The organism is Trichocoleus sp. DQ-A1 (assembly GCF_039961955.1).
GTDB lineage: Bacteria > Cyanobacteriota > Cyanobacteriia > Cyanobacteriales > FACHB-T130 > FACHB-T130.
The window spans coordinates 109,404-123,936 of record NZ_JAMPKE010000005.1 but is presented as its reverse complement, the minus strand read 5'-3'; the positions used below and the strand labels follow the sequence as shown (position 1 = coordinate 123,936).

General features: G+C 49.5%; 10 protein-coding genes. 5 read left to right on the top strand and 5 right to left on the bottom strand.

Annotation, left to right across the window (positions count from 1 at the left end):
- Positions 1-17: 17 nt before the first annotated feature.
- Positions 18-1,163 carry an ABC transporter ATP-binding protein gene (locus NDI33_RS07530; RefSeq protein ID WP_190677254.1) on the top strand — a complete coding sequence of 382 codons (1,146 nt, stop codon included), beginning with the start codon at positions 18-20 and terminating at the stop codon, positions 1,161-1,163.
- Positions 1,164-1,177: 14 nt separating this feature from the next.
- Here NDI33_RS07530 and wecB read toward each other — a convergent pair whose 3' ends face one another.
- The 3 genes from wecB to NDI33_RS07515 are packed head-to-tail and all read right to left on the bottom strand — an operon-like array spanning position 1,178 to position 2,830.
- Positions 1,178-2,296: a UDP-N-acetylglucosamine 2-epimerase (non-hydrolyzing) gene (wecB, locus tag NDI33_RS07525; protein WP_190677252.1), complete on the bottom strand. Its 1,119-nt coding sequence runs from the start codon at positions 2,294-2,296 to the stop codon at positions 1,178-1,180.
- Between the two features lie 11 nt (positions 2,297-2,307).
- Positions 2,308-2,448 (bottom strand): hypothetical protein, encoded by a 141-nt coding sequence (locus NDI33_RS07520; protein WP_190437777.1) that lies wholly within the window; start codon positions 2,446-2,448, stop codon positions 2,308-2,310.
- Positions 2,449-2,455: 7 nt separating this feature from the next.
- On the bottom strand, positions 2,456-2,830 hold the full coding sequence (locus NDI33_RS07515) for a hypothetical protein (protein WP_190410337.1): 375 nt from the start codon (positions 2,828-2,830) through the stop codon (positions 2,456-2,458).
- Between the two features lie 635 nt (positions 2,831-3,465).
- Here NDI33_RS07515 and NDI33_RS07510 point away from each other — a divergent pair.
- Positions 3,466-4,857 carry a type IV pilus twitching motility protein PilT gene (locus NDI33_RS07510; RefSeq protein ID WP_190429287.1) on the top strand — a complete coding sequence of 464 codons (1,392 nt, stop codon included), beginning with the start codon at positions 3,466-3,468 and terminating at the stop codon, positions 4,855-4,857.
- A gap of 30 nt (positions 4,858-4,887) precedes the next feature.
- Positions 4,888-5,670, top strand: coding sequence for a circadian clock KaiB family protein (locus NDI33_RS07505; protein ID WP_190437783.1), 783 nt, complete (start codon positions 4,888-4,890; stop codon positions 5,668-5,670).
- A 143-nt stretch (positions 5,671-5,813) separates the two neighbouring features.
- Here the strand turns inward: NDI33_RS07505 and NDI33_RS07500 are convergent, their stop codons facing one another.
- Positions 5,814-7,337, bottom strand: coding sequence for a thioredoxin-like domain-containing protein (locus tag NDI33_RS07500; protein ID WP_190677378.1), 1,524 nt, complete (start codon positions 7,335-7,337; stop codon positions 5,814-5,816).
- Positions 7,338-7,585: 248 nt separating this feature from the next.
- Positions 7,586-9,388 (bottom strand): hypothetical protein, encoded by a 1,803-nt coding sequence (locus NDI33_RS07495; protein WP_190410334.1) that lies wholly within the window; start codon positions 9,386-9,388, stop codon positions 7,586-7,588.
- 471 nt (positions 9,389-9,859) lie between these two features.
- Between NDI33_RS07495 and psaA the strand changes: the two genes are divergently transcribed.
- Positions 9,860-12,118, top strand: coding sequence for a photosystem I core protein PsaA (gene psaA / locus NDI33_RS07490; protein ID WP_190410333.1), 2,259 nt, complete (start codon positions 9,860-9,862; stop codon positions 12,116-12,118).
- Positions 12,119-12,199: 81 nt separating this feature from the next.
- Positions 12,200-14,413 (top strand): photosystem I core protein PsaB, encoded by a 2,214-nt coding sequence (gene psaB / locus NDI33_RS07485; protein ID WP_190410332.1) that lies wholly within the window; start codon positions 12,200-12,202, stop codon positions 14,411-14,413.
- Positions 14,414-14,533 lie beyond the last annotated feature (120 nt).

Sequence of the window (14,533 nt, the reverse complement as noted above, 5' to 3'; positions counted from 1 at the left end):
ACTCATCTCTAACAACAATGGCAAACGTTCGCTTAGAAGGAATTACCCGAAAATTTAATAATGCTACTGCGATTGAGGATATTTCCTTCGAGGTGCCGGATGGGCAGTTCTGGGTGATGGTGGGACCTTCCGGTTGTGGCAAATCCACGATTTTGCGGACAATTGCGGGTTTGGACACGCAAAGTAGCGGCAATCTCTACATTGGGAATGTCCTGATGAATGAGATTCCTGCTAGGGCAAGAGATGTGGCGATGGTGTTCCAAAATTACGCCCTCTACCCGCACATGACCGTTGCTAAAAATTTAGCTTTTGGTCTACGGATGCGTGGAACTGACGCGAAAACGATGCAGGAACGAGTAGAGACGGTCGCGCGATCGCTCGATATCGTCCATCTCCTCGACCGCAAACCCAAGCAGCTATCGGGGGGACAACAGCAACGGGTGGCATTAGGGAGAGCGATCGCTCGTCAACCCCAAGTATTCTTACTAGATGAACCCCTCTCTAACCTGGATGCCCAGCTGCGAGACGATACCAGGGCAGAACTCAAGCAATTGCACCAACAAGTGGGAATTACCACGATCTACGTCACTCACGATCAGGTAGAGGCGATGACCCTAGCGGATCGAATTGTGGTACTCAATCGCGGTCGGATTCAACAAATTGGCGACCCGCAAACAATTTATGCGCGACCGGCAAATTTGATGGTTGCCACATTCTTAGGCAATCCACCGATGAATATTCTCCACGCGACTTATACGGGTGAAGTTTTTCAGGTGGGGGATCAGGCTTTATCTTGTCCTCCAGCGCTTCAGGACAAGTTGCAACTCAGACAGGGACAGGGCATAGAGTTAGGGATTCGCCCAGAGCATATAACAACTAAAAATGAAAAATTAAAGATTAAAAACGAACAAGAACCCGAAGCCTTTGGTCGGGACGGGGTCTTGCCTCTACAGCACTCACTGCTGATGGTTGAGGTGAAGGTTGTAGAACCGCTGGGACGGGAGACACTGATTCGGGCGAATTTACCGGCGTCTGGGGTACCGATCAATATCCAGGCAGCTTCAGATTGGCGGGGTCATTCCGGCGATCGCATTTCTGTACAGCTCGACCTCAACCAGTTATTTGTCTTTGACCCCACCACGGGCGATGCTCTGTTTCCTTAAGAATTCGCGACTTGTTAACAGCTTTGGAAATGTTTCTCAACAACTTGCAATATTCTCTCAGCAGAACGACCATCGCCAAAGGGATTAATTGCCGTTGCCATTGCTTGATAAGCACTGCGATCGCTGAGGAGTTCTGTTGCCGCCGCTAGAATTTGATTGGGTTCTGTTCCTACTAATTTTGCAGTTCCCGCGGCTACCGCCTCTGGTCGTTCGGTGGTTTCCCTCAATACCAGTACCGGCTTCCCCAAACTCGGTGCTTCCTCCTGCAATCCTCCAGAATCAGTCAAGACCAAATAACAGCGTTGAATCGCCCCCACCAGTTCGGCGTAATCTAACGGTTCTGTTAAGAAGATTCTGGGATGATTACCGAGAAGTTCTTGTAGCGGTTCTCTCACAGTCGGGTTGCGATGGAGCGGCAACAGTAATGCAGTATCCGAAAATTTATCTAATATTTGGAGAAATCCCTCCGCAATTCCCCGCAGGGGTTCTCCCCAGTTCTCGCGTCGGTGGACTGTTGCCAGTAGCGTGCGATATCCACTCCAGTCCAAACCGGGAATCGGGCAATCCGGCTGACTTTTCGCCACGGTTAATAAAGCATCGATGACTGTATTCCCAGTGTGGTGAACTTCGCCAGTGACGCCAGAACGTTGCAGATTTTCTACCGCTAGGGTTGTGGGGGCAAAATGCAGCTGAGTTAGCTGAGAAATTAATCGCCGATTGGCTTCTTCTGGGTAAGGATTAAAAAGCTCGTCGGTGCGTAATCCTGCTTCTACATGACCGACCGGAATTTTTTGATAAAACGCTGCTAAAGCTGCTGCAAAGGCTGTGGTTGTATCTCCTTGAACTACTACCAAATGAGGCTGTAACTGTTTAAATACAGTTTCCAATCCTCGCAAACTACGACAAGTAATATCTGTCAGAGTTTGTTGATGTTGCATAATTTCTAAATTTTGGTCGGCATTCAGCCCAAATAGCTGCATGACTTGCTCGACCATCTCTCGATGTTGACCCGTCAATATTACGTGAGTTTGAAAAGTTAGCGAATCCTGAAACTGTTGGATAACAGGTGCTAGCTTAATAGCTTCCGGACGGGTTCCCAGTGTGATGCAAACTTTGATAGGAGATGGCGGCATGGAAATTTAGCTTAATTGGGAATAATCGGGAGAGAAGCGCGATCGCGCTTCTCTTCCCATCCTACGCTTGCCATTTTCCTACGAAAAGACCCGGCAGGTGCCGGGTCGCAGAACTCTTGCAGACAATAGACTAACTTTTTAAAAGCGTTCACAGGCCATTCAAGAATCTAGATCGCAGGTTAGTGGGCAAGCTGCATAGACAGAGGTATGTAGCGGATTGGCTTCACCATGCAGCCAGTGCAACCAACGAACTTCTTGAGGATTAACACCCTTTAGGGTTAGCAATGCGGCACCAGCGACAACTGCCAAAATATTTCCGCCAATTAAAGCTCCAGCGACCAACAAAACTGCGCTAACCGGCAGTACAGATTGTAAAGCGATCGCTAACAAAGCGCCAACCGTAACCATCAAAACAACTAAGGGGAAACCCACCACCAGCAAGCAAACCCCTAAAGTAAAAGTCCAGATCAAAAAGCTCTTGACCATAGACAATGAATACACTTTTGCCAAACCTTGATTGTGACTTAATTGCACGATTTTTTCTCCTGATAGTCAAAGAACAAATTTATATGCGGAAAATGACTTTTAATCGATCCCCTAGTATCGACTAAGTGAAAATCAGTATAGTTAATCCTTTTCTTTAGATGAGCCGTTCTTAACCAAAATTTACAGTCAATCCAGAAGATTTATGGATGCGAAACTTTTCCAAATGCTCTATATTAGACTGCCTTATAAAACGACCATCATCCAAAAGATAGAAATTTGAAGAGGTTCTAGGTTTCAGTCTTTTCCACCAATCGAGCAATTTTGTAGCCCAAGCAGTGGCATAGGGAAACGACCAAAGCCGCTTTCAGTACGCTTAACATATCTTATAACTTTCAACGGGTATTCTCATAAACCAGCTCATCTAGGGCTAACGGGTAAACCGCCGCCAGACGGCTAAGTTGCCACTGCTGCTGTTTTGAGCTGGTAAGAGAATTTTTGGTGTTGAATGTTAGCGAACCAAAAGTTTTGGGAAAACTAGGAATAGGAGTTTTTAAGGCTCCTCAAATAAAAGCTGTGGCGTGTTCCACCGAATCGCTTTGCATCTTAAAAGAACGTATTCGCGGGCTATCCTTAGCTTTTTTTGTAACGATTCCTACAAATTTTCAATCAGTGGTAGTTGAAAGATGACAGAACCGCAGCGTCCGCCCATGTCACCACCGCCTCCACCCCGCGTTCCCCCACCACCCCCGCCAGGAATGCGACCTCCGGCTAGGGATACAGCTGCCACCGTTTCCACTCAGCAGCAGCCCATGCAAACGATGCAGATGACTGCGCCGCCCTCTCCCCATGCAGCGGCAAGTGCAGGGGCAGCTTCTGTATCTCCTCCACCCAAAGCAGCTCCTCCAGCCGCCGGGACAGGAGTTCGATCCCCTGCCACAGCTGCCTCGGCAGCATCAGCAACAGCAGCAACGGTGGTGGCTCGAACGGCTGCAAGGGGTCCAGGTCCTAGTCCCGGACAGCCCACCTTGAAGGAAATCGTCGTCAAAGCTCATGAAAACGGAATTTCCGACATTCATGCAGGTGTCGGTGAAATTCCTCGCTACCGCAAACGGGGCGACATGGAGATGACCGATTATCCGCAGACGGATGAAGCGACATTCATGAGCTGGTTGCGAGAGGTGATGACTGATGCTCAGATTCGGGAATTTGAAGAGCGCTTAGACTTTGACGGCGTTACCCAGTATGAATTCTCTCGCGCCCGGATTAACGTGTTTGGTTCGATGCGCGGTCCAGCGATGGTGATGCGATTGATTCCAAACAATATTCTGACTTTGGAGCAACTGCGGTTGCCAGAGGTGTTTAAGGATATTTCCCATTACCATAAGGGATTGATTTTGGTCACAGGTCCAACGGGTTCGGGTAAATCCACCACGATGGCTGCCATGATTGACTACATCAATAAGGAGATGGCAAAGCACATCATCACGATTGAAGACCCGATTGAATTTGTTCATACGAGTCGCAAGTCGCTGATTAAGCACCGGGAAGTAGGGTTGAACACCTTAAAGTTCGACAATGCGCTGAAAGCCGCTTTGCGGGAAGATCCCGATCTGATTCTGGTTGGGGAAATGCGAGATAAAGAAACGGTTAACACTGCTCTCAAAGCGGCGCAAACGGGTCACTTGGTGATGGGGACGCTGCACACCAATAGCGCTGTGAAAACGATTGAGCGGATTCTCAATCTGTATTCAGCAGAAGAGCAGCATTCGATGAAAATAGCGATCGCTGAATCTCTGGTGGCGATCATTTCCCAAGGATTATGCAAAACGACCGATGGCAAGCGTGCGGCTTTCCACGACATCCTGATTAATACCGAAGCAATCAAGGACTACATTAAGGAGGGTAAGTACGAAGAAATTACGGGAATCATGCTAGGCTCCAGCTTTGACGGCATGATGACAATGAACAAAGCCCTCCTCGACCTCTACCATGAGGGTCGAATCACCGAAGAGACTGCTCTGGAAATGTCGCCCACTCCGAATGAGATGGCTCAGTTCCTCCGAGGTCGGGTGTAACAATTAAAAATGTAAAATTAAAAATTAAAAATGGAAGAAGGGTTTCTTCTTTCATTTTTATTATTTTGGCGCTTTTTCTTGACTCAAGATCCACTCTCTCTTCCCCAGCTCTTTAAAGGTATTGCCCTGTTTACGCCAGGGGGAGACTTAATTTATTGCATCGATCCCAATAAGCAGAGCCACTGGCACCTACATCTGTGTGCTGGACTTCAAGAAATGCTGGGATTACCCGAACCTCCCCATTTTTTAGTGCCAGCTTATACCGCGACGATCGATCGGTGGCTCGATCCTTACACCCAGCAGTTACGAATTGCCGCTGAGGTTTATTTGCCGGTACGACGGCATCAGGCATTGCTGAATGGGATTTTCCAGAATAGCAACTTGCAAAATTGGCAAGTTGCTCCTTGGCCTTCAGAATTAGGCGATCCTATCGTATTAGAAACTTATCGTCACCAATTTCCCCAACTTTGGGAAAATCACGATTTGATTGTGCGCTTAGAACGCACGGGTTTCCAGCCTTCATTCCGCCCAGTTTCGACGCCTGGGTATGTTCTGCGCCTGTTTGTTTCCGGTCATAATGGCTCTACCGAACACACACTCCAAAGCCTGCATCAGTTGTTAGAGCAATCTCTGGGTCATCCTTACACTTTGAAAGTGATTGACATCTTCAAACATCCAGAACAGGCGGAGTCAAATCATATCTCTGCTACACCCACCCTTGTTAGAGTTTGGCCCGAACCTGTGCGACGGATTGTGGGAGATTTGGACAATATTGAGAGAGTCTTGCAGGTACTTGGGGCTGTAGATTACTGAGTAGAGGCACACGAGTGCCGTGTAATACTATTTCACCTGAAGGTCGCTACAAATATATTGCTGGAAGTGGCTGCTGACAAAATGCGATCGATATAAGTCTTCTACAATCCAAAATCTAAACTCTCCATGTCTCGCCTCTTATTTTAATCAGCCGTAGGAATACAGACCTCTGGCGCACACAACCCCGGAAACTTCAAGGTTGTCACTTCCATCGTGGCGAGATCGACACGACGGATAGCATGGTTATTAGTATCGGCAATGTATAAATAAGAGCTAATCGCACTCACTCCTGATGGCTCAAAAAATTGGGTGCTGGTGCCTTGACCATCTTGGTTTCCTGCCGTCCCATCTCCCAAAACCGTGTTACAAATGCCGGTCTTCGGGTCAACTCGCTTAATTTTGTGGTTGTAGCTATCAGCGATCCAGAGGTATTTTTGGGCGTATTCAACGCCTAAACAATGTTGGAGTCGAACCTCAAAGCTTTTACCATCAATATCCCCAAACCCAAATAGCTCACCACTGCCACAAATTGTTCGCACCTGAGCCTTTTCACCCAATCCGACGCCACGGATTGAGCTAATTTCGCTGTCGGCAATGTATAACTCTTGTCCGTCGGTGGTAATGCCGCTGGGTTGAGAAAAGGCAGATTCGTCTAGATTCCCATCAACGCATGATTCTGCTCCAATCCCTGCGTAGGTACCAATGATGCCGTTTTCCAGCTGCATTTCCCAGATTTGGTGGACTCCTGCCATCGCAATAAACAAGCGATTTCCTACTTTTTCTAAATCCCAAGGAGAATTAAGAGGAGTTTCTCGTGCCGTACCCCTGTAGGAGCGAAGGTGATGGCTTTGTTCGCCAGTACCGGCAATTGTGTCAACCTTTTGATTCTTTAGATCGATCTGTCGCAGGGCATGATTTTCGGTATCGGCAACATAGAGAATGTCATTTTCTGCGTCGAGTGCCATACCTTGGGGAGCGAAAAATTGGGCATCTGTAAAGGAACCATCGGTTAAGCCTTGTTTGCCAGTACCAACGATCTGTAGCACTTGACCGGCAAGGGTAGCGATCGCAATCCGGTGATGTCCGGAGTCGGCGATGAACAGGCGATCGCGTGTTTCATCCGCTAACACTTTACCGGGAAAAGCCAGGGGTGTTACCAACGGTTGCCGCTGTTTTTCTAAAGTAAGGCTGAGTTCTTGAAAATTAATCGTTCCTCTCTCTTTGTGTTGTTGAATCAGCTGCAAAATCAGCTTCTCTACGACATCCCGATTTCCTTCCCCAGATACATAGCCGATGACGTAACCTTGGGGGTCAATCATCGTCAAAGTGGGCCATGCACGGACAGCATACTGACTCCAAATAGCAAAATTGCTATCGACGACGACTGGATGCTCAATGTCGTAGCGCAGAACTGCCTGACGAATGTTTTCAACTTCTTTTTCGTTGTCAAATTTGGCGGAGTGGACGCCAATCACCGTGAGGCTGTCTTTGTATTTCTGCTCCAGGTACTTCAACTTTGGCAGGACGTGCAGACAGTTGATGCAGCAATACGTCCAAAAGTCAAGAATTACCACTCTCCCTTTTAATTCACGTAAGGAAAGGGGACGATCTGTATTGAACCAGGTTTGGTTTTGGGGAAATTCTGGCGCTCTAACACGGGGCGTCATCATGTCTCCTTTTTCACTAACCGCGATGGGAACAGAGCGCTCCTCAAGAAGGATGTTGTAAAGCCGATACTGTTCGGTTAAAGATGAATCGGTGGGAATTTTAGATATTTAGAGACGCATTCGCGAAGCAGCACGGTAAGCCTGGGGCTTTCAGAGAATCAATATCCATCTATGCTACTAGGGGCAAGGACAAAGCCCGTGCCCCTACATCTGTTGTTGAGACCGATTTATGGATTCCTGAGCAATCTCTAAGGCGTTGCAGCTTCCCCTAGCTGAGCATCCTCTGGATTTTCCGCTGTTGGGACTTCTAGTTCCGGTGTTGCCGGTTTTGATTTTTGGAAGAAACGGCTGGGGATATCTGGCTCAGATGGAGCTTGGATAATCCGCAACGGTGGAGCCGCAGCAGGTTTAGGAATCAATACGTCCTTGATATCGGCTTTTGGTTTTGCTTGAGCGAAGGTTGGGGATGATTGAGCTGATTGGGTTGTCTCTTCAGTCTTCTGCTGTACAGAATCTGTTGGCTGAGGCGAGGACGGTGGTTGTAGCAAATCTGGTTGAGCAGGTACTACCTGAAGCGGCTCTTCTGGCGCTGGCGATGGGACTATTTCCGGTAAGGCTGGCGGTAAATTGCGCGTAGGAGTATCAACACCTGCATCTGGACGCCGGAAGCGATTGAAGAATCCGCCTTTGGGTTTCTCTACCTGCTTTGGCGCTGGGGACGCTGGGGGCGTAGATGGAACCGTTTCTACTTCAGGACTTGCTTCTGGACTTGGCGTTATCTCTGGTAAAGTCCCTGGTTGAGGAATCTTTTCTGGGGGTATGGCTAAGGAAGAAGGCTCCTCAATTGCCTCAGGCACTGGCAGTGCAGGTGGTGGGCTAACTGGAGCCTCTGAACGCCGAAAACGATTAAAGAATCCGCCTTGGGGTTTTTCTAACTGTTTTGTCGCTGGGGGTGCCTCGGCTGGCTTGGCTGGCTCAACTTCAGAGGACGTCGGTTCTTCTTTACTCAGCTGCGGCGCTGGTGTTTCTTCAACGGCAGGAGGCGCTAACGGTTCCGGTGTCGGCGTCGGCGTCGGCGTGAAAGATGGCTCAGGGGTTGCTGTCGGCACTGGCGTCTTACCACTGTAGTTGGGGTTTACAATCCCGCGAGCAGCAGTCGCCGAGAGTTCCCCGCGTACCAATTTGGCAAGGGTATCTTTGCCTTTCGGTTCGTAGGTAATCAGCCGCACGGTGTTGTTGAAGACGTTTGTGACTGGATTTCCCTGTTCATCTAAAAATTCCAGTTGTACCCAGTTCTTCCCTGAGTTAAAGCCTTTGAGATAAAGGGGTTGCCATCTGTCCATGACAAAGCTTTGACCGTTTACGGTAACGCGAACTCGCCAGTCGGCAATTTCGTCGTCGGGATTGGACTGGGCGACCAAGTGCAGGGGGGCGTTAGTCAGGTAGAAGTCAAGCATAATTGGCTCGGCTCCATAACTGCCCGTGGGGCGGCTATAGGTCAACAGAGGCTGCCCTGGATCGGGGTTGTTGTCCGTTGTCTTGGTGAAAAGGTGAAAGGTTGTTTGGGCGTAAGCACCTTCGTTTTTGAAGCTCTCATGCCAGGGGCGGGAGGCAAAAACTCGCAGGGTGTGAGTTCCGGGAGCTAAATCTTCAAAGACTAGAGGCTGTTCTAAGTCATAAACGGCTTTGTAGGGCTGGTTGTCCAGGATGACATGTAAATGGGGGCCGAGACCGAGTTGGGGGTCTTTGAAGATGGGTAGATCCCGAACTTGGAGCCGCACTGCCACTGTTGTGTCTTGAAGAACTTCATCAGCTTGGGGACTGAGGATGGTGACTTGAGGCTGATAACTCTCCAACGCTGGGCGCAGCTGTTGAATGACCTCGGGGGGAGATACCTCTGAGATTTGCCCAGAGGTTAGAGAAGATGAGGGTTTGGAGGTACCTGATGGGGTCGTCAGGGCGCGATCGCCACAACTGACTAAACTTCCTACCAAAACAGTTGCCATCAGTAACGAAACTATCGTTCTTAGAGGGTTCCACCGGCGATTCATGCCCAACACGCACTCCTACTCCTTCCGCGACCAACATCAAAAATCAAGACCTGTCCATAGGGAACTATAGCCCAAAAGCATCAACTACACCCTCGCAATGCCGTGAATTTCAGGCTCTGGCAACCCAGAAGACACGGATTTTAAATGAGCTAATCGTTGCGTTTTGTTAACTAAATTTAATCCCTCTTGACTTTTTAACACTAAATATGGAGGTGCAAGCTAAGTTGCATCAATACTTGACCAAATTTGAATTATTGTTAAGTGGCTCGAAATACCCAGTAAACCTAGTCCTATCATCTACAAAGATAGAGGGTGTGGTTTTACAACCCTTCCCTCTCAGCGAACCCTTTAAAACGGGTATTCCATAAATTGGGGAAAGTAGTTCTTCAAAGAGCCTGCTTTCCTACCCATTAAAATCTAATTTTCTAATGGGACAGAACTCGTTCCTTGTCTAGAGAGAGGAGAGTCCTCATGACAATCAGTCCTCCGGAGCGAGAGGAGAAAAAAGTAAGGGTTGTTGTCGATAAAGATCCAGTGCCTACTTCCTTTGAGAAGTGGTCGCAGCCGGGTCATTTTGACCGCACCCTTGCTAGAGGTCCAAAAACCACCACGTGGATTTGGAACCTTCACGCCCTCTCGCATGATTTCGATAGTCATACCAGTGACTTAGAAGACGTATCTCGGAAAATTTTTGCCGCGCACTTTGGTCACTTAGCCGTGATCTTCATCTGGCTAAGCGGTATGTATTTTCATGGCGCTAAGTTTTCAAACTACGAAGCTTGGCTAGCTAATCCTTTAGGCGTCAAGCCTAGCGCTCAAGTCGTTTGGCCTATCGTTGGTCAAGATATTTTGAATGCCGATGTGGGCGGTGGCTTCCACGGGATTCAAATCACCTCCGGCTTGTTCCAGGTTTGGCGGGCAGCTGGCTTCACAAACACATTCCAGCTGTACTGCACTGCCATCGGTGGCTTGGTAGCAGCAGCTCTGATGCTGTTTGCTGGCTGGTTCCACTATCACAAGCGGGCTCCCAAACTGGAATGGTTCCAGAATGTAGAGTCAATGCTAAACCACCACCTAGCTGGGTTGCTGGGTCTGGGGTGCTTGTCTTGGGCCGCTCACCAAATTCACGTGGCGCTGCCCACCAACAAGCTCCTGGATGCAGGAGTTGCCATCAAAGATATTCCGCTGCCTCATGAGTTCATCTTGAACCGTGACTTGATGGCCCAACTGTATCCCAGCTTTAACCAAGGGTTGACGCCATTCTGGACTTTGAATTGGGGCCAGTATGCTGACTTCCTGACGTTCAAAGGCGGTTTAAATCCCCAGACAGGTGGATTGTGGCTGTCAGATACGGCACACCATCACCTAGCCTTGGCAGTACTCTTCCTGATCGCCGGTCATATGTATCGGACGAACTGGGGGATTGGTCACAGCATTAAGGAAATTCTAGAGAACCACAAAGGTCCCTTCACAGGCGACGGTCATAAGGGTCTCTATGAAAACATGACCACATCCTGGCACGCGCAGTTGGGAACCAACCTTGCCATGCTGGGTTCTGTGACCATCATCGTGGCTCACCATATGTACGCGATGCCTCCGTATCCGTACCTTGCCACTGACTACGCTACTCAGTTGTCCATATTCACTCACCACATGTGGATTGGGGCATTCTTGATCGTTGGCGGAGCGGCTCACGCTACCATCTTTATGGTGCGGGATTACGATCCGGTAGTGAACCAGAACAACGTGCTGGATCGGGTGATTCGTCACCGGGATGCAATTATTTCCCACCTCAACTGGGTTTGTATCTTCCTAGGCTTCCACAGCTTTGGCTTGTACATCCACAACGACACGATGAGTGCTTTGGGTCGCCCCCAAGATATGTTCTCGGATACGGCGATTCAGTTGCAGCCGGTGTTTGCTCAGTGGGTGCAAAACCTGCACACTCTGGCTCCTGGTGGCACAGCTCCTAACCAGCTAGAACCAGTAAGTTATGCCTTCGGCGGCGGGATCGTTGCTGTAGGCGGTAAGGTGGCGATGATGCCAATCGCGCTGGGTACGGCGGACTTCATGATCCACCATATTCACGCTTTCCAAATTCACGTCACTGTTCTAATTCTGCTGAAAGGCTTCTTGTTTGCCCGTAGCTCTCGTCTGATTCCAGACAAGATGAATTTGGGCTTCCGCTTCCCTTGCGACGGTCCCGGTCGTGGTGGTACCTGCCAGGTCTCTGGTTGGGACCATGTATTCCTGGGTCTGTTCTGGATGTTCAACACCATTGCGATCGCGGTTTACCACTTCAGCTGGAAAATGCAATCCGATGTGTGGGGCACAGTCAATGCTGATGGAACGGTGGATCATATCACCGCAGGCAACTTTGCGATGAGTGCCATCACTATCAATGGCTGGTTGCGTGATTTTCAATGGGCACAAGCTGCTCAAGTAATTCAGTCTTACGGTACAGCCCTCTCAGCCTACGGTCTGCTGTTCCTGGGCGCTCACTTTGTGTGGGCATTCAGCTTGATGTTCCTATTCAGCGGTCGTGGCTACTGGCAGGAGTTGATTGAGTCGATTGTTTGGGCTCACAATAAGTTGAAGGTTGCCCCTTCTATTCAGCCTCGCGCTCTGAGCATCATTCAGGGTCGGGCCGTTGGGGTAGCTCACTTCCTCCTGGGCGCGATCGTCACGATATGGGCGTTCTTCGAGGCGCGAATCCTTTCAATAGGATGATTTAAGCCTGAGTAACGAGTGCTGAGTAAAGAGTATGATGCTCTGAGTCCTCAGCACTCAGCACTGATAATTGAGGAGACTATGGCGACAAAATTCCCCAAATTTAGCCAAGACCTCGCTCAGGACCCGACTACACGTCGGATCTGGTACGGGATTGCAACGGCTCACGACTTTGAAAGCCATGATGGCATGACGGAAGAAAATCTTTATCAAAAGATTTTCGCTACTCACTTCGGTCATGTGGCAATTATCTTCCTGTGGGCCTCTAGCCTCCTGTTCCACGTCGCCTGGCAAGGTAATTTTGAACAGTGGATTAAAGATCCGTTGAATGTGCGTCCTATCGCTCACGCGATTTGGGACCCCCACTTTGGTCAACCGGCAGTAGATGCCTTTACTCAAGGTGGTGCGACTTTTCCAGTGAATATTGCCTACTCAGGTGTTTACCACTGGTGGTACACCATCGGTATGCGGTCAAATAATGATCTGTACCAAGGTGCAGTGTTCCTAATTGTCCTGTCTGCAGTCTTCTTGTTTGCAGGCTGGCTGCACCTACAGCCCAAGTTCAGTCCTAGCCTTTCTTGGTTCAAGAGTGCCGAGCCTCGGCTGAACCACCACCTGGCAGGTCTGTTTGGCGTTAGCTCCTTGGCTTGGGCAGGTCACTTGATTCACGTTGCGATTCCCGAATCTCGCGGTCAGCACGTAGGTTGGGATAACTTCCTGACAACGCTGCCTCACCCCGCAGGCTTGGGACCGTTCTTCACCGGCAACTGGGGCGTCTACGCTGAGAACCCAGAGGCTGCTGGTCATGTGTTCGGTACCTCTCAAGGTGCAGGAACAGCGATTCTGACGTTCTTGGGTGGCTTCCATCCCCAGACACAATCGCTGTGGCTGACGGATATGGCTCATCACCACTTGGCGATCGCAGTCATCTTCATCATCGCCGGTCATATGTACCGGACTAACTTTGGGATTGGTCACAGCATCAGAGATATGCTGAACGCCAAAAACTTCTTTGGCACCAAGACTGAAGGTCAATTCAACCTACCTCACCAAGGGTTGTACGACACCTACAACAACTCTTTGCACTTCCAGTTGTCTATACACCTGGCAGCGCTGGGAACTGCTACTTCCCTGGTAGCGCAGCACATGTATGCGATGCCTCCCTATGCATTCATCGGGAAAGACTTCACAACTCAAGCAGCGCTCTACACACACCACCAGTACATTGCTGGTTTCCTGATGCTGGGAGCATTTGCCCACGCAGGTATCTTCTGGGTACGTGACTACGACCCAGAACAAAATAGAGGTAACGTTCTCGATCGAGTACTCCAGCACAAAGAAGCGATCATCTCGCACCTGAGCTGGGTCTCCCTATTCCTAGGCTTCCACACCCTAGGTCTGTACGTCCACAACGATGTTGTGGTTGCCTTCGGGACTCCCGAAAAGCAGATTCTGATTGAGCCGGTATTTGCCCAGTTCATTCAGGCTTCTCACGGAAAAGTCCTCTACGGCTTGGATACTCTCCTGTCTAATCCTGATAGCGTTGCCTCAATGGCTGGTGGCCCTTGGCTTCCCGGTTGGCTTGATGCTATCAACAACGGTACGAACTCTCTGTTCTTGACAATTGGCCCTGGCGATTTCTTGGTTCACCACGCATTCGCCCTCGCCATCCACACCACCACCCTGGTTTTGGTCAAGGGTGCGTTGGATGCTCGTGGCTCCAAGCTGATGCCCGATAAAAAGGACTTCGGCTACGCCTTCCCTTGCGACGGCCCCGGTCGTGGCGGTACTTGCGAACTCTCCGCGTGGGATTCCTTCTACCTCGCTGCGTTCTGGATGCTGAACACCATTGGTTGGGTAACCTTCTACTGGCACTGGAAGCATCTGGGCATTTGGCAAGGCAACGTGGCTCAGTTCAATGAGTCTTCTACTTACCTCATGGGCTGGCTGCGCGACTACCTCTGGCTGTACTCCGCTCAGTTGATCAACGGGTATAACCCCTACGGCATGAATAACCTGGCGGTTTGGGACTGGATGTTCCTGTTCGGACACCTAGTTTGGGCTACTGGTTTCATGTTCCTGATCTCTTGGCGTGGTTACTGGCAAGAGTTGATCGAAACCCTTGTCTGGGCACACGAGCGCACTCCTCTGGCGAACTTAGTTCGTTGGAAGGACAAGCCGGTTGCTATGTCCATCGTCCAAGGTCGCGTGGTTGGTCTAGCTCACTTTGCAGTTGGCTATGTCTTGACCTACGCCGCCTTCCTGATTGCCTCTACTGCTGGTAAATTTGGTTGATCTCCTGTAGTTCGCTGAATCAATGCATTTTAGGTAATTAAAACAAAATCCCCTGCCTTCTGGTAGGGGATTTTTTTATAAGATTGTCTTGGCTAAAATTCTCAAGGAAAATGTAGCTTA

Coding starts and splice junctions, on each gene's coding strand:
- psaA (WP_190410333.1), top strand. CDS start 9,860: ATGACAATCAGTCCTCCGGAGCGAGAGGAGAAAAAAGTAAGGGTTGTT.
- NDI33_RS07495 (WP_190410334.1), bottom strand. CDS start 9,388: ATGAATCGCCGGTGGAACCCTCTAAGAACGATAGTTTCGTTACTGATG.
- NDI33_RS07530 (WP_190677254.1), top strand. CDS start 18: ATGGCAAACGTTCGCTTAGAAGGAATTACCCGAAAATTTAATAATGCT.
- NDI33_RS07510 (WP_190429287.1), top strand. CDS start 3,466: ATGACAGAACCGCAGCGTCCGCCCATGTCACCACCGCCTCCACCCCGC.
- NDI33_RS07500 (WP_190677378.1), bottom strand. CDS start 7,337: ATGACGCCCCGTGTTAGAGCGCCAGAATTTCCCCAAAACCAAACCTGG.
- NDI33_RS07505 (WP_190437783.1), top strand. CDS start 4,888: ATGGAAGAAGGGTTTCTTCTTTCATTTTTATTATTTTGGCGCTTTTTC.
- wecB (WP_190677252.1), bottom strand. CDS start 2,296: ATGCCGCCATCTCCTATCAAAGTTTGCATCACACTGGGAACCCGTCCG.
- psaB (WP_190410332.1), top strand. CDS start 12,200: ATGGCGACAAAATTCCCCAAATTTAGCCAAGACCTCGCTCAGGACCCG.